Origin of the sequence: Tamlana sp. 2_MG-2023, assembly GCF_030548465.1 — a bacterium.
In the GTDB taxonomy this organism is placed as follows: Bacteria; Bacteroidota; Bacteroidia; order Flavobacteriales; family Flavobacteriaceae; genus Pseudotamlana.
Window position 1 is genome coordinate 68,608 of record NZ_JAUOSF010000008.1, and the last position, 16,599, is coordinate 85,206.

Annotated in this window: 10 protein-coding genes; 3 read left to right on the plus strand and 7 right to left on the minus strand. The window is 34.3% G+C overall.

The genetic code is table 11. The annotated features are described in order from the left end of the window. Positions 1–38: 38 nt before the first annotated feature. From Q4566_RS13595 to Q4566_RS13625, 7 genes are all read right to left on the minus strand, one after another. Positions 39–386, minus strand: coding sequence for an L-rhamnose mutarotase (locus Q4566_RS13595; RefSeq protein WP_303422171.1), 348 nt, complete (start codon positions 384–386; stop codon positions 39–41). After that, positions 376–1,707 (minus strand): L-fucose:H+ symporter permease, encoded by a 1,332-nt coding sequence (fucP, locus tag Q4566_RS13600; protein WP_303422174.1) that lies wholly within the window; start codon positions 1,705–1,707, stop codon positions 376–378. Before fucP ends, Q4566_RS13595 begins: the two co-directional genes overlap by 11 nt. Next, positions 1,704–2,675 (minus strand): aldo/keto reductase, encoded by a 972-nt coding sequence (locus tag Q4566_RS13605; protein ID WP_303422176.1) that lies wholly within the window; start codon positions 2,673–2,675, stop codon positions 1,704–1,706. The genes fucP and Q4566_RS13605 overlap by 4 nt, the downstream gene beginning before the upstream one ends. 9 nt (positions 2,676–2,684) lie before the next feature. Then, positions 2,685–3,512, minus strand: coding sequence for an amidohydrolase (locus Q4566_RS13610; RefSeq protein WP_303422179.1), 828 nt, complete (start codon positions 3,510–3,512; stop codon positions 2,685–2,687). 23 nt (positions 3,513–3,535) lie between these two features. Next, on the minus strand, positions 3,536–4,972 hold the full coding sequence (locus Q4566_RS13615; protein ID WP_303422182.1) for a tagaturonate reductase: 1,437 nt from the start codon (positions 4,970–4,972) through the stop codon (positions 3,536–3,538). Between the two features lie 65 nt (positions 4,973–5,037). Beyond that, entirely contained in the window at positions 5,038–6,690 is a 1,653-nt protein-coding gene (locus Q4566_RS13620) for a UxaA family hydrolase (RefSeq protein ID WP_303422184.1), read from the minus strand. 4 nt (positions 6,691–6,694) lie between these two features. Beyond that, positions 6,695–7,708, minus strand: coding sequence for a zinc-binding alcohol dehydrogenase family protein (locus Q4566_RS13625; RefSeq protein WP_303422187.1), 1,014 nt, complete (start codon positions 7,706–7,708; stop codon positions 6,695–6,697). A 306-nt stretch (positions 7,709–8,014) separates the two neighbouring features. Between Q4566_RS13625 and Q4566_RS13630 the strand changes: the two genes are divergently transcribed. From Q4566_RS13630 to Q4566_RS13640, 3 genes are all read left to right on the plus strand, one after another. Beyond that, positions 8,015–12,265, plus strand: a complete 4,251-nt coding sequence (locus tag Q4566_RS13630) for a two-component regulator propeller domain-containing protein (protein ID WP_303422189.1) — start codon at positions 8,015–8,017, stop codon at positions 12,263–12,265. 437 nt (positions 12,266–12,702) lie between these two features. Further along, entirely contained in the window at positions 12,703–15,210 is a 2,508-nt protein-coding gene (locus tag Q4566_RS13635; protein ID WP_303422191.1) for a glycoside hydrolase family 2 TIM barrel-domain containing protein, read from the plus strand. Further along, positions 15,207–16,589 (plus strand): sulfatase-like hydrolase/transferase, encoded by a 1,383-nt coding sequence (locus Q4566_RS13640; protein WP_408056952.1) that lies wholly within the window; start codon positions 15,207–15,209, stop codon positions 16,587–16,589. Before Q4566_RS13635 ends, Q4566_RS13640 begins: the two co-directional genes overlap by 4 nt. Positions 16,590–16,599 lie beyond the last annotated feature (10 nt).

Below are 16,599 nucleotides of genomic sequence, written 5' to 3' on the forward strand. Positions count from 1 at the left end.
TAAGCGAGCACAACACCTAAAAAGTAATTGACTGAATGCTAATCTTCCAGTGTGAAAATTTGCTCTAAAGCTAACCATTTTTCTCCTGCTGCGGCCCAAGGTAACTCTTGTTGATATTTCCACATTAATGCTTCCCATTCTTGAACTTTAGGATTATTTGCATCCATTTCAGATTTGGTTTTTGGATTAAATGTTTCATTAACTTCCATTATCATAAACATACGGTTACCTGTAAGGTAAATTTCCATATCTACAATACCTGCATCTTTTATACTTTTAGTGATTTCTGGCCAAGCGCTACCTGCAGCGTGGTAAGCCTTATATTCCTCAATAAGTTTTGGGTTATCCTTTAAATCACAGGAATAGCAATATCTTTTAGTTCTCATTTGTCTTTTTATTTCTGTTATAACTACTGTATCCATAAAATGCAACAACTACCAAGCATATTAAAGGTAAAATAAATGAAAAGTTAACTTCCGGAATAAAACCCAATACTTTTACATCTGAAAAGCCGTCACCACCCCAATCTAAAATGGCTCCTTGAGCAACTGGCATTAAAGCACCACCTACAATTGCCATTACTAAACCTGCCGAACCAATTTTAGCTTCATCTCCCATATCATTTAATGCGATACCATAAATTGTAGGGAACATAATGGACATAAATATAGAGATTCCCACTAACGAAATTAACCCCATTAACCCAGGAAGAAGTATAGCTCCTGCGCACATAACACTCCCTCCTATTCCAAAGTACATTAAAAGTCGTGAAGGGTTTACTTTTTTCATTAACAAAGTACCTATCCAGCGACCTGCTAAGAATAAAATCATAGCAACTATATTGAAATAGGTAGCTGTATATTCTGTATCTAGAGTTTCATTCAAATTATCAACGTACTGAAAGATATAGGTCCAACACATAATTTGCGCTCCAACATAAAAAGCTTGAGTCAAAACACCTTGAAGATAGTTTTTGTTAGCTCTTAATTTTTTAAAAGATTCAGATAAAGACATTTTATCTTCCTTAGCTGTTTTCGGCATTTTGGTCGCTATTATTATACCCATGATTACGAGTACGAGAACGCCTAAAGCAATGTATGGAACACTTATCACTCCTAAATCATTATCTCTAATTGCTGCTAATTCTTCTGAAGACAAGGCATTGTAAGCTTCAACGGTGTAATCATCCGATCTTAGCGCTCTGATAACAAAAACTTGCGCTATTATCATGCCTGTTAGCGAACCTATAGGGTTAAACGCTTGTGCTAAGTTCAACCTTTGCGTAGCAGTTTCTCTATCGCCTAAAATTAATATTAATGGATTAGATGTCGTTTCTAAAAATGCCAATCCACATGTTATTACCCAAAGTGAAATTAGAAAATAATTAAATTGTGCATTTGCCGCTGCAGGATAAAATAAAAAAGCACCAATAGCATAAAGCGATAATCCTAAAATGATACCTGATTTATAACTAAACTTTCTAATAAAAAGCGCAGCAGGCATAGCCATAAAGAAGTAACCAAAATAAAATGCAAATTGAACTAAAGAAGCTTGTGTATTAGATAGTTCTGGCATTACTTTTTTAAATGCAGAAACCATCGGATTTGTTAAATCATTCGCTATACCCCAAAGTGCAAATAGCGAAGTTATAATTATAAAGGGAAATAAAAATTGTTTACTTACAACTGGTGCTTTTACTTGTTTCATAATAAATTAGTAGATTTCATTTGTTTGGTATTACTGTTTAAAATTACTGCTGTAATTTCATTAAAAATGGCTTCTGGTAGTTTCCCTTCTTCCCATGCATTTAACAAGTCAATTAGCTGCTCCTTTTTAGTTGGCCCAACAACTACACGATCTGCTTCCTTAATTGAAAACACATAACGTAAGGCTAATCGTGATAATGAAATATCGTGCTTTTTAGCAATCGCGTTAACTTTTAAAGCTATATCCACGTCTAAATTAGTAACCCATTCATTGTTAGGGCGCTCTTGATCATACTGATCTAAGCGTCTACCAAGCAGTCCCATATGTAAAGCAGAAGCTGCGTAATACGCTATATTTTCACGTTGTATTTGCGGAATATCTCGTTCAAACCCTGATAAATTACATGCGTCCATTTTTAGAAAACCTGATAAAACATCGAAATTTTCTTTTATCATGTGTGGATAGAATGATTCGGTAGGATTACCTCCTACCCCCAAACGTTTTACAACTCCCTCTTTTTTTAGACCATTTAAACAGTCCATTATATCATTCATACGCTCTACAGGCACTAAGTGAGGTTCATGCAAAAACAGTAAATCAATGGTATCTATACCCAAAACCTCCAAACTTTCGTAAACACTTTTTCGCATGGTTTCATGAGTATAATCTACAATACAATCGTCTGCACGATCTGCTTTTAACCGACCTACCTTAGTACTAATAAAAGGCTTCTCTCCGTTCCATAGTTTTAAAGTTTTTCCTAAAAACTCTTGCGAACGGTTATAAGAAGGTGCTGTATCGAATACACGAACACCCTGTTCTAAAGCATAACTTAAAGTATCAATCGCGTCTTTTTCAGCAATTGGCCTCCAAACGCCACCCAATCCAGAGCAGCCGCACACCATACGACTTTGATTATCGAAAAATTCACTTTTGGTATGATCTCCTGTTATATATGTTGGTTTCATATTCTTAAATTATAAATTATAAAATTTGATAGCATTTTTTCCCATAATGGCACGTTGCTCATTTGGACTTAATTTTGCTATAAAATTTGTGATTGTTTCTTTAACGCTTTGATAATTCCCTGCTACTAAACATACTGGCCAGTCGGAACCAAACATAGTTCTATCTGCTCCAAAAGCATTTAACACCAATTGCAAATAGGGTTCTAGTTGCTCTGGTGTCCACGTTTTGTAATCTGCTTCTGTTATCATTCCGGAGAGCTTACAATGTACATTGGGGTGTTTAGCTACCTCTCGTATTAGCACTGCCCAACCATCATAAAAGCCATCTTTAATATATGGTTTTGCCATATGATCTATCACAAACTTAATGTTCGGAAAACGAGCAACAAACTCCAAAACAGCACCTAATTGATGCGGAAACACTAAAATATCGTATACAAAATCATACTTCTCTAATTTAGAAATGCCCTTCAAAAAATTATCTCTCAATAAAAAATTATGGTCTGCTTCTCCTTGAACAACATGACGAAATCCTTTTATCACATCAAACTTACTGTAGTGTTCTAAAACCTCATCAATATCATCTCCTCTAAAGTCTACCCAGCCTACAACACCTTTTATAAAGCTGTTTTTAGAAGCAAGATCTATTAAAAAATTTGTTTCCTCTAAAGTTTGATCTGCTTGCACTACTACACAACCATCTACGCCATTCTCGGCATATACTTTTTGTAAATCTTCTGGAGTAAAATCTCTTCTAATAACAGCCATTTCATCATCTATCCACCCGTGCTTAACCGGCTCGTAGTTCCAAAAATGCTGATGCGAATCTATTACCATTATTTTATTTCTTAACCTGATTATTATTTTACAAAAGCATCCAAACTTGCTTTTACTCCGTTGGCTTCAATATCTTGTAAGTAACCTGTAACCATAACTTCCAACCCTTCTATTGCAGATAAATCTGTCCCCCAGAAATCCGTATTTGTTAAAGTAGCTTTTGCAATAGCAGAGACATCGTTAGTTGCCCATTGTGTTTTAAAGAAATCTAAAGCAGACTGATCGTCTTTTAAGGCAATTTCTTCTCCATTTCTTTCTCCTTTATAGAAAGCAATTAAAGATGCTAACGAGAATAATAATCCTTTTGGCAATTCATTCTTTCTTTTGATATATTCTAAAATGGATGGTAATACTCTTGTTTTAAATTTAGATGTAGAATTTAATGAAATACTCATCAACGCATGTTCTAAGTATGGGTTTTTAAAACGATCTAAAACATCGTTTGCAAACTGATTTAACTCAGCTTCTGGCAAATCTAATGTCGGACAGATTTCGTTAAAGATAACTTGCTTTAAGTACGTTCCAACTACTTCATCTTCTAATGATTCACGTACTTTATCAATTCCGTATAAGTACCCCACTGGCACTAACGTTGTATGAGCTCCATTTAAGATTCTTACTTTACGAGTTCTGTATGGCTCCATGTTATCTGTAAACACAATGTTTAATCCACAGGCCTCAGCAGGAATTTCTTCTTTTACAGATGCTGGTCCTTCAATTACCCATAAGTGAAATTGTTCTCCTTCTACTACTAAGTTGTCTTTATACCCCAGTTCTTCTGTAATTACATCCATTTTATCTCTTGGATACCCTGGTACAATCCTATCCACTAATGAATTACAAAAAACATTATCATTTTCAATCCATTTTATAAACGCTTCCCCTAAGTTCCAGTCTATAGCATATTGCAATATAATTCTCCTTAAGTTGTCTCCGTTTTTGTCAATTAACTCACATGGAATTAAAATCAACCCTTTGTCTGTAGCTCCATTAAAGGTTTGAAATCTCTTGTACAACAAAGCGGTTAATTTCCCAGGGTAGCTAGTTTGGGGAGCATCATCCAATTTATCATCAGCATTGTAGGCGATACCAGCTTCTGTAGTGTTGGAAATCACAAACCGTAAATCTGGATTTTCAGCAATAGCTAAATAACTAATATAGTTCTCGTAAGGATTAACACCTCTTTTAATGCAATCAATAACCTCATGCTCGCTAATAGCTTTTCCGTTTTTAATACCGTTTAAGTACAACGTGTACAATCCATCTTGATCGTTTAACATTTTAATTAAACCTTGATCAATAGGTTGAACTGCAACCACACCTGCATCAAAATCAGTTTTTTTGTTCATTTCATGAATCATCCAGTTCGTAAAAGCTCTTAGGAAGTTTCCTTCTCCAAACTGAATAATTCTTTCTGTGTATGTTTTTACACTTAAAGTGCTTCTATTTAATGATTTCATTTTTTTATTATAAGTGATAAGTATCTTGTCTACTCATCGTTATCGTTTTTTTAATTTTTAAACAATTATAAGGATACGCCTCGCTTCCAAGGAATAAAATCATTGTTTCCATGCAATACAGCTTTTGATGGTGTTTCACCACTTGCTACCCTAATAATATGATCTAAGATTTTTTCACCCATGGTTTGAATGGTGTCTTCCCCTGTTATTACAGTTCCTGCATTGATGTCGATAATATCATTCATACGTTCGTATAGGTTCGTGTTACTAGACATTTTTAAAACTGGAGCAATTGGGTTCCCTGTTGGAGTCCCTAATCCCGTGGTAAATACAACAACATTACATCCAGAACCTACTAAACCTGTTGTAGATTCTACATCATTTCCTGGCGTACACAATAAATTTAATCCTGGTTTTGTAACTTGCTCCGTATAATCTAACACCTGAACTACTGGTGACGTTCCTCCTTTTTTAGCTGCTCCAGCAGATTTCATAGCGTCGGTTATTAAACCATCTTTTATGTTTCCTGGGGATGGGTTGTTCTCAAAACCAGAGCCTACAGCTACTGCTGCTGCAGAATAAGCACGCATTAAATCGTAGAACTTCTTAGCATCTTGCTCGGTTTCACATCTATTGATGATTTCTTGTTCAACACCATTTAATTCTGGGAATTCAGATAATACAGGTGAACCACCTAAGGCTACCAGTAAATCTGAAGCGTATCCTAATCCTGGATTTGCAGAAATCCCCGAGAATCCATCGGATCCACCACACTCTAAACCAAGAACTAATTTACTCAATGGAGCTGGTTGACGCGTTAATTTATTTGCTTCAACTAAACCTATAAATGTATGTTTTACAGCTTCTTCAATTAATTGTCTTTCACTTTCACTTTGTTGCTGTTCTAAATAATGAACAGGTTTATCATTATCTGGAGCAATCGCTTTAATAGCATCTTGCAACATCTCTATTTGTGCATTCTGACATCCTAAACTAAACACAGTAGCTCCCGCTACATTTGGGTTCGAAATGTAACCGGCTAATAATTTACATAAGGTTTCCGAATCCTGACGAATGCCTCCACAACCACCATCATGCTTTAAGAATTTAATGCCATCAACATTGGGGAAAACTCTATTTTTAGACATTTCCTCTTTTGTGGTAATGATTGGAGTATTGAAAATTTCTTCAGGACTAGCTCCAGATCTGTATTGCTGAATCAATGCATCTGTATCTACAGCGAAATCTTTCTTAGTTTCATACCCTAACTTTTCAGATAAAGCACCTTCCAAAACATCGACATTTCTATTTTCACAAAAGGTTAATGGAATTACCAACCAATAGTTAGCTGTTCCTACTTTACCATCTTTTCTAGGGAAACCGTTAAATGTTCGTCCTTCAAAGTTTGAAATATCTGGTGCCGTCCAAGTAAACTTTTCTGAACTCTCTTTATATTCTGCTGATGCATGCTTAACATTATCAATAGTAATTGCACATCCTGCTGAAATCGCTTTAACTGTTTTACCTATTAATACGCCGTACATGTAAATTTCATCACCAATAGCAAAGTCATACAAAGCAAACTTATGCTTTTGTTTAATGTCTTCTTTTAACATTAAACTTTCTCTAGCTACCTCAATAAAAGTACCCTTGGTTAGTGGCTGAATGGCAACAATCACATTATCTTTTGGATCTATTTGTGTATACTGATTCGACATGTTCTTAAAGTTCAAAATTTACAACGGCTTTGATAACGCCCGTTTCTGGTTTAGTCCAACTATCAAAATTTTCTATCATTTCAGTATAAGGCACACTATGTGTAATAAATGAATTAGTTGGAAATTGAGACAATACACTTATAACGTGCTCAAAATCTTCGGCAGTAGCATTTCTACTACACATTACAGTCGTTTCTTTAGCGTGAATCTTTGGGTGATTAAACGTTAAATCTCCTTTAGACAAACCTACAAGTACATAACGCCCTCCATGAGACATGTAATCTGTTCCTGTTTCTAAAGCACCTTTAAACCCTGTAGCATCAAATACAGCTGTAGCCATATCACCGTTGGTGATTTTAGTAATTTTTTCTACGGGGTTATCATTCACATTAATGACGTAATCTGCACCAATTTCTTCTTTCGTGTATTTTAATCGATCGTTGTTTACATCTAACACTATAACCTTCGCACCAGCTATCTGTGCTAATTTCACCATCCCAATTCCAATAGGACCACAACCTACAATAACCACAGTCTCTCCTGGTTGAACATTTGCTCTACGGATGGCATGGGCACCTATGGCTAATGGCTCGACAATAGCCATTTGATCATCAGATAAGTCGTTTGCTTGCAATAATAAGTCTTGCCGAACAGTAATATATTCTTGCATACCGCCATCGGAATGTACTCCCAAAACACTTATATTAGTACAGCAATTTGTTTTTCCGTTTTTGCAGGCAATACATTCGCCACAGCTTACGTATGGCATGACAACAACTTTATCTCCAGATTTTAAACCGCTTTTATTTTCGTCAATTTCAACAATCTCCGATGCCAATTCATGACCTAAAATTCTAGGATAGGTAAAAAAAGCTTGATTTCCAGAGTAAGCATGTAAATCTGTACCACAGATTCCTACCTTTTTAACTTTCAACAATGCTTCATTTTCTTTACGAATTGGCGCCTCTTTTTCTTTTAACAGAAACGTTCCTGGTTTCTCACAAACTATATATTTCATCTATCTTATCAATTATAAAATTAACATTCACTTTATAAACCCTCCTAATACTTTTAAGATGGTTTTTAGCAGTTTGTAAATTTCATTAAATAAGCCGTCTTGGATTAGACTATATGATTAAAAAACCAGAACATATGATGTTTATTAAAAATAACTTGGCTACACCAACACCACACAAACCATTGTAAACAAGAAACTTAAGAGACATGGAATTATAAAAGGCATTTCTCTGCCGATAAATTTGGTGGAATTTTGTCTTTCCAATTTGATATATTTGCTAATATGATAATTAAGTTGACTTTAAAATTGAAAAAAACCATTCTAACAGGTGCATTATTACTTTTTAGTTGGTTTTCACATCATGCTCAAAACTCGGTAAAATTCGAGCATTTAAGCACAGAGAATGGACTGTCTCAAAGTGATGTTAACACAATTTTTCAAGACAAAAACGGATTCATGTGGTTTGGCACCCATGATGGATTAAATAGATATGACGGCTATAGCTTTACAGTTTTTAAACCTGATTCTAATAACCCTCATAGTATTAGCAGCAACTTAATTTGGAAACTTATTGATGACCAAACTGGCAATTTATGGATTGGTACTACTGGCGGCGGTTTAAATTACTTTAATCAGGAAAATCAAGAATTTAAATCCTTTAAACATATTCCAGGTAATGACTCCAGTATAAAAAGTAATTATATTACTCAACTTTTTAAGGATAGTAATCACCGACTATGGGTTGGCACGAGAAAAGGAATCAGTATGGCCGATTTATCAAAACCCATAGATTCCTTAAGTTTCCAACATTTCAACTTGTATCAAAATAGTTCTGAATTAGCAAGAAGATCAAATAACGTCAGTGCATTTTTTGAAGATAGCAAACATCAAGTTTGGATTGGAGGAGTATATGGTTTATCTAAATTGTCAAGAGATAAAAACGGGGACTTATATTTTCAAGATGTGAATCATTTAATCAACCTCCCTAATGTAGAAGTAAAAACTATAGCAGAAGATAATTTCGGTAATTTAATCATAGGAACGACCAATGGTTTATTTCGATATTTACCTTCTAAAGAATCGGATAATCTTGAATTTATAAATGAAGGTAGTTATAATGCTATAGCAATCAATAATAACCATATTTGGGCTGGTACAGAAGATGGACTTCTAGAATTCTCCAACACATTAGACACTATAGCTCCAAAACTTATTGGCACATACAAATACAATCCTAAAAACCCTAATTTTAGTTTAAGCAAAAATGCGATCAAATCTTTATACATTGATCAGTCGGGAATTGTATGGGCTGGTGCTAATGGTGGTGGCGTAAACAAATTTGATCCCCATAGCAAACAATTTCTACATACAAAAACAAGTCTAGATCCTAACGGTCTTAGCCATGACAAAGTTCGCGCTTTGTACCAAGACAGTTATAACAACTTTTGGATAGGAACTGAAGGTGGTGGATTAAACCTAATAAGCGCATTAGACGGCAACAAAAACTGGAAGAACTTCCACCATTTACCAAATATTAAAAAGGTTTTTGCTATTGAAGAAATACAACTAAAAAACTCAAAAGAATTATTAATTGGAGGCGAACATGCACCTGGTTTATATTCTATTGACATCACTAAAAACCGTAAGTTTACATCAAAGGATTTAAAACCTAAAAAAGGCGAATCAAATAGTGTTTTTTCAATTCTACAAGATAAAAACATGAACGTTTGGGTAGGCTCCTACGAGGGGGGGATTTATAGATGGTTAATTAATCCCGGTGGAAATAGTTTTTCAAAAGATTTTTTATTGAGCAATCCGGCAAACCCTAAAAGTATTCCAAATAATATTATTAGAGATATTTTTCAGGATTCAAAAGGAAACATTTGGTTTGCTACTGGGAACGGTCTTTGCAAATTACCCCCAGAACAGCAAACTTCAAAAAACCCCAAGTTTAAAATTTATCAGAATACCCCATCAGATAGTACAACTATAAGCCATAATTACATACTTACTATAAATGAAACCAAAGCTGGAGATATATGGGTTGGAACCTTTGGAGGTGGTTTAAATAGAATTAAAAACAGACCGAATGGAGAGGTTGAATTCAAACGTTACTCAGAAAAAAATGGACTACCCAACAATGTTATAAAAGGTATTCTTGAAGACAACCAAAACAATCTTTGGATTTCAACCAATAAAGGATTATCTAAATTTAATCCCAAAACAGAGATTTTTCAAAATTATGATGTTAATGATGGTTTACAAAGTAATGAATTTAGTGAGTTAGCAGCTTTTAAAACAAAAGAAGGACAAATGTTTTTTGGAGGCGTAAACGGTATTACAACCTTTTATCCTGATGAAATTATTAGCAACAAAAACAGACCTGAAACAGTTCTAACTAATTTTTCCATTTTTAACAAACCCGTTGCAATAGGTGAAAAAATTAACGGAAGAATAATTCTAAACAAGTCTATAAACACCACAAAAGAAATAGACCTAAAATACAGTGAAAACAGTTTTTCGTTTGAATTTGCTGCCCTTCATTATGCAGCTTCATCTAAAAATAAATATAAATATAAGTTAGAAGGCTTTGACGAAAACTGGATAAAAACAAGTTCAGACAATAGGTATGCCACTTATACTAACCTGGAACCTGGAACTTATACCTTAAAAGTAAAAGCATCTAATAATGATATTATCTGGGATGAAACTCCTATCGAGTTAAAAATTAATGTATCTCCACCATGGTGGCAAACTGGTATTGCCAAAATATTTTATTTATTATTTGCCATTGGACTTCTACTTGGATTTAGACGATATACCATTGTGAGATCTACTGAAAAGCACCAGATGGATCTTCAAAAATTAGAAAAAGAAAAAAACGAAGAAATACATAGGTTAAAACTAGAGTTTTTCACTAATATCTCTCATGAATTTAGAACACCGTTAACATTAATAAAAGGACCATTAGACTTTTTACTAAAAAAGGGAGAAACGCTAAACAACAAGGAAGTAAAGGACCAATATGGTCTAATGCGAAAAAACACAGATTATTTATTAAGACTTGTAAACCAGCTTTTAGATTTTAGAAAGATGGATCATGGTAAAATGAATCTAAACCTAAGTCAAAGTAATATTGTTGAATTCATAAATGAAATAAGCGAGCCTTTTCAATTCTTAAGTCGAAAAAAAGACATTCATTTTAAGGTTAAATCATCTAAAACTGAAATTTTTTCATGGTTCGACTCCGATGCTATCGAAAAAATCATAAACAACTTATTGTCCAATGCCTTTAAATTCACTCCAGAGAATGGAGAGATTACCTTGAATGTTTTTGATGGCGTTGATTTTAATCAAACCGATATTATTGATGATTTTAACTTCAACCATTCTAAATATATAATACTAAAAGTAAAAGATTCAGGACCAGGTATTCCTGCTCACAGAATTCAACATATATTCGAGCGGTTTTATACAGAAATAGGTGTATCAAGAGAAGTTAAAGACGTTAAAGGTGCTGGAATAGGATTATCCTTCACAAAGGAACTCGTAAAACTACACCAAGGTATTATAAAAGTAAAAAGTGATTCTGAAAACGGAACTACATTTTTTGTTTGGCTACCAAAAGACAAGAAAACCTATGAAACTAAAAAGGAAGTCTTATTCCATGAGGTTTTTGAAACTAACACCTACATTAGTCAAGTAGATGCAGAGTCTCATGCTATTAGTTTTATGGACGATATTATCGACCAAAACATGACAAGGTCAAGGTCTAAACTTCCTTTACTTCTAATTGTAGATGACAACCCTGATATTAGATCATTTATTAAAAAAGGACTTGGTGAAGACTATTATATTTACGAAGCTGAAAATGGAGAAAAAGGATTAGAGTTAGCTAAAAACTTTTTGCCTAACATTATCATAACCGATTTGGTAATGCCTGTTATGGATGGTATAGAGCTCTGTAACAACCTAAAGGCCTCTAAAGAAACGAGTCATATTCCTGTGGTCATGTTAACAGCAAAAACCTCTCAAGAAAAGGAAATTGAAGGTTTAAAAACTGGAGCAGATGCCTATATAAGAAAACCGTTTGACTTAGAGCTACTTGAATTAAAACTTGCAAATATCTTAAAAGACAGAGAAGAGTTACGTAAAAGGTTTAATAGAGAAATAACACTACAACCTAATGAAGTAACAGTAACCTCATCGGATGAAAACTTTCTTCAAAATGCTATAGATATTGTAGAAAAAAACATGATGAATTCTGAATTTAGTGTTGAAATGCTCGTAAAAGAAATGAACATGAGTAGAAGTAATGTTTACTTAAAAATTAAGGAACTTACTGGACTCTCTTCAAGTGAATTCATTAGAAACATTAAATTAAAACGAGCTGTTCAACTTTTAGAAAAGAGTGATTTATCTGTAAAAGAAATCATGTATATGACAGGGTTTAATACAGCCTCCTATTTCTCCAAGTGTTTTAAAAAACAATTTGGTGTTATTCCTAGCAAATATGTTAAGATATCTGATAGTGAATCTTATAACGACTTAGAATAGATAAAAACATAACTCATTTGTTTTATTCTAAAAATCATCTGTAGTGCACTTTTTAAAACTTAAAAAGCATCTTTGCTTTAGTTATTTTAGGTAGACAGACCATTCCAAGTTAAATATAATGTTTAACCAAACATGGTCTGTTCTAAAAATCGAAACGTTTTAAATTTAATAGCTATGAGAGTTAAAATCTTCTTTTTTTTTTTAGCATTTCTGTTATTTGCCTATGATTCAAAACAGGAAAAAACTATAAAAACGAAATCTAATATTGTTTTCATTTTTACTAATAGCTAAACGTACTCATTGCTTCATCCACTGGGTAATAAAGATTTTAACTTGACTAACATAGACGTAATGGCTAAACAAAAAGAAATGAATGATCCATTCAATTTATTAAACATTTACCAAACTATATAATTATTATAAAATTAAACTCATTTATGCGACATTTAAAAGTTTTAAAATCAGTATCAATTTTATCTCTTTTGGCGATATTATTTTTGTCATGTGAAGTAAAAAAAGGCACTACCCCCATTCCTGATCAAAATTTCAACAAGGATTGGTTATTTAAAAAAGACACATTAATTGATGCGGAAAAATCGGCATACAACGATAGTGGTTGGAGAAAACTAAACCTACCTCATGACTGGGCCATTGAAGGTCCATTTGATAGTAAGAATAACGCAAGAAATGGAGGTCTTCCTATTGACGGTATTGCGTGGTATAGAAAACATTTCACTATTGAAAAGGACCATAAAAACAAACAAATATCTATCGAATTTGATGGTGCCATGGATAATTCCAGAGTTTATATTAACGGCGCATTTGTTGGAGAAAGACATTATGGCTACAGCGGTTTTGAGTATGATTTAACGCCACATATCAAATTTGGAGAGGACAATGTTATAGCAGTACAATTGGCTCCCGAAATTTTATCGGAACGCTGGTATCCTGGAGCAGGTATTTATCGTGATGTTAGATTAAAAATTAATGATAATGTACATATTCCACAATGGGGAACTTATATCACAACCCCTAATGTTTCCAAAGAAATAGCAACGGTTAATATTGAAACAACCATTAAAAACGCCAACCAAACAACAAAACCAGTTGTATTAAATACGTCTATAGTTGATCAAAATGGTAATGAGGTTGCAAGCGCTATAGAATCGGTTTCAATCGATGCATCATCCTCTAAAAATATCATTCAGAAAATTTCTGTAGACCAACCGATGTTATGGGATATTGGAATTCCAAATTTATACAAGGCTGTTAGTCAAGTTAAAATAGATGATCATGTGGTTGATGAATTTGAAACCGAATTTGGAATTAGAACCATAGAATTTAAAAAAGAAGGTTTTTATTTAAACGGAAATCTCGTAAAACTTAATGGTGTTTGTATGCACCATGACTTAGGTCCTTTAGGAGCTGCAGTAAATTACAGAGCTACAGAACGCCAAATGCAAATCATGCAAGACATGGGTGCTAATGCATTAAGGACGAGCCATAACCCGCCTTCGTCAGAAATGCTACAAGTATGTGATCGATTAGGCATTGTGGTTATTGACGAAGCTTTTGATGAATGGAAATTGCCAAAAGTTCCGAACGGTTATAGTAAGTATTTTGATAAATGGGCAGAAACAGATTTACGAGATATGATTAAGCGCGATAGAAATCATCCTTCTGTAATTATGTGGAGTATCGGTAATGAAATTTTAGAACAAGCCAAATCAGATGGTTGGAAGATTGCTAAAATGCTTAACGACATTTGTCACGATCAAGACAACACACGACCTACAACTGCAGGTTTTAACTACTACCCTGCTTCTTTTAAAAACAAACTGGCTTATCAAATAGACGTTGTTGGGGTTAATTATAAACCTGCCTTTTATGGTGAAATTCGAGAAGAAAACCCAGAAATGATATTTTATGGTTCGGAGACGTCTTCTCAAACAAGTACAAGAGGTTATTATGACCTACCTTTAGCTTATGATATAAAAAGAGAAACAAACCAAGTATCAAGTTATGATGTTGCTGTGGGACCACCATGGGCATATTCTCCTGATGTTGAATTTGATGCTCTAGAAAAGAACCCAGATGCCCTAGGAGAATTTATATGGACAGGATTTGATTATTTAGGTGAACCAACGCCATTCGGCGGCCAGGACAACTCTACAAATGGTTATTGGAATGATGATTGGCCATCTCACGCCTCTTATTTTGCTCCTGTAGATTTATGTGGATTCCCTAAAGACAGATTCTATTTATACCAAAGCCAATGGACAACAGAACCTATGGTTCACGTTTTACCTCATTGGAATTGGGAAGGAAAAGAAGGAGAAACTATTCCCGTTTTCTCATACACAAACTGTGAAGAAGTAGAACTCTTTGTAAACGGAAAATCTTATGGTAAAAAAACAAAAGGAGTAGATCTAACCGATGTTTTAACCGAGTACCGAGGATTTAACGATTCAGGATATGGTACTGGAAAAGGGGTTTTTAAATCAAAATACAGGCTATCTTGGTTCGTACCTTATCAAGCTGGAAGCATCAAGGTTGTTGGTTATAAAAACGGAAAAGCAGTAACTTCCAAAGAAATAAAAACAGCTGGAAAACCGGCCAAAATTAAATTAATCGCAGATAGAACTGTTATAGATTCTGATGGAAAGGACTTATCATTTATCACGGTTAGAATCGAAGACAAAGATGGAAATCTTTGTCCGAATGCCGATAACCTAGTGAATTTTAACGTAACAGGCGCAGGTATAAATGAAGCTGTAGGAAATGGTAATTCAGCATCTTTAGAACCTTTTCAATCAGATAAAATAAAAGCCTTTTATGGCAAGTGTTTATTAATTGTAAAATCTAAAGAAACATCGGGAATAGTTACTATTCAAGCCAAGTCTAAAGATTTAGACTCAGAGCCTATTAATCTAACTGTAGAATGATAAATTTGAAAAACATACTATTTGCCACCTTACTTATAGCGGTAGTATTTCAGTTAAATGCACAAAAAAAACCCAATATCATTGTCATTTTAACCGACGACCAAGGGTGGGCAGATGTTGGGTTTAATGGAGGAACAGACATCCCTACCCCTAATTTAGATCAACTCGCTTCACAGGGGGTCGTCTTTAATAATGGTTATGTTTCTCATCCGTATTGTAGTCCTTCAAGAGCAGGGCTGTTAACTGGACGCTACCAAGCACGTTTTGGGCATGACTGCAATATGCCTTATGAAGGAGAAAATGATGCCACAGTTGGAACACCTTTGTCTGAAAAAATGATTTCAGAAGCTTTAAAGGAACAAGGTTATAGAACAAGTGCTATAGGTAAATGGCATTTGGGAGATCACCCAGATTTATACCCGCCAGCTCAAGGTTTTGACCATTGGTTTGGCTTTCCTGGTGGCGGCATGAATTATTGGGGCACACCAGTAAACGACATTCAAACCGTTTATCGTAATAGAAAGGAAGTTCCAGAAAACGAACTTACTTATTTAACCGATGACTTCACAAATGAAGCCATAGACTTTATAACTAAAAAAGATAAAAAGCCATTTTTTATCTACTTAGCTTATAATGCGCCTCATGCTCCCGATCATGCAACCAAGCAATATTTAGAAAACACCAAACATATAGAATATGCAGGAAGAAGTATTTATGCTGCCATGGTAAATGCCGTAGATGTGAATGTTGGAAAAATAGACTCTACTCTGGTTGCAAATAATATGAAAGACAACACCATCCTTGTCTTTTTAAGTGATAACGGCGGAAGAATAACGCATGCAGATAATAAACCTAATCGCGGACACAAAGGGATGTTGTTTGAAGGTGGCATTAAAGTTCCTTTTTTTATAACTTGGCCTAAAGCCATTAAGAAAGAACAAACTTACGACCCTATGATTTCTTCTTTAGATTTGTTTCCTACATTTTTAAATGCAGCTGGAGGAAAAGCAAGCAAAGAAAAACAATTAGATGGTATAGATTTGATGCCTTACCTTTCTAAACACAACAAAAAAGTACCCCACAACACCTTGTTTTGGCGATCTTCAGGCGGTTTTGAATACGCCATTAGAAAAGGGAATTACAAACTTTACAAAAGTGCTTACAAAGACAAAACCTTGCTTTTTGATTTAGAAAAAGACCCATTAGAGCGCCATGATATTTCGAACCATCATCCAGAAATTATAGTCAACCTAAATCAATCTTATAACGATTGGGATGCTAAAAATATAGCTCCAGGTTGGCTAGATCCTCATGCTAAAAATGTCCTTAAGGAGGAAAAAGCCTGGGAACAAAAACGACTTAATTCAACTAAAAAATAACTAAACCATA

Bases quoted from the DNA above. Each gene is read 5' to 3' on its own strand.
- Q4566_RS13625 (WP_303422187.1), bottom strand. From the start codon at position 7,708: ATGAAATATATAGTTTGTGAGAAACCAGGAACGTTTCTGTTAAAAGAA.
- Q4566_RS13605 (WP_303422176.1), bottom strand. From the start codon at position 2,675: ATGAAACCAACATATATAACAGGAGATCATACCAAAAGTGAATTTTTC.
- fucP (WP_303422174.1), bottom strand. From the start codon at position 1,707: ATGAAACAAGTAAAAGCACCAGTTGTAAGTAAACAATTTTTATTTCCC.
- Q4566_RS13620 (WP_303422184.1), bottom strand. From the start codon at position 6,690: ATGTCGAATCAGTATACACAAATAGATCCAAAAGATAATGTGATTGTT.
- Q4566_RS13595 (WP_303422171.1), bottom strand. From the start codon at position 386: ATGAGAACTAAAAGATATTGCTATTCCTGTGATTTAAAGGATAACCCA.
- Q4566_RS13640 (WP_408056952.1), top strand. From the start codon at position 15,207: ATGATAAATTTGAAAAACATACTATTTGCCACCTTACTTATAGCGGTA.
- Q4566_RS13615 (WP_303422182.1), bottom strand. From the start codon at position 4,972: ATGAAATCATTAAATAGAAGCACTTTAAGTGTAAAAACATACACAGAA.
- Q4566_RS13610 (WP_303422179.1), bottom strand. From the start codon at position 3,512: ATGGTAATAGATTCGCATCAGCATTTTTGGAACTACGAGCCGGTTAAG.
- Q4566_RS13635 (WP_303422191.1), top strand. From the start codon at position 12,703: ATGCGACATTTAAAAGTTTTAAAATCAGTATCAATTTTATCTCTTTTG.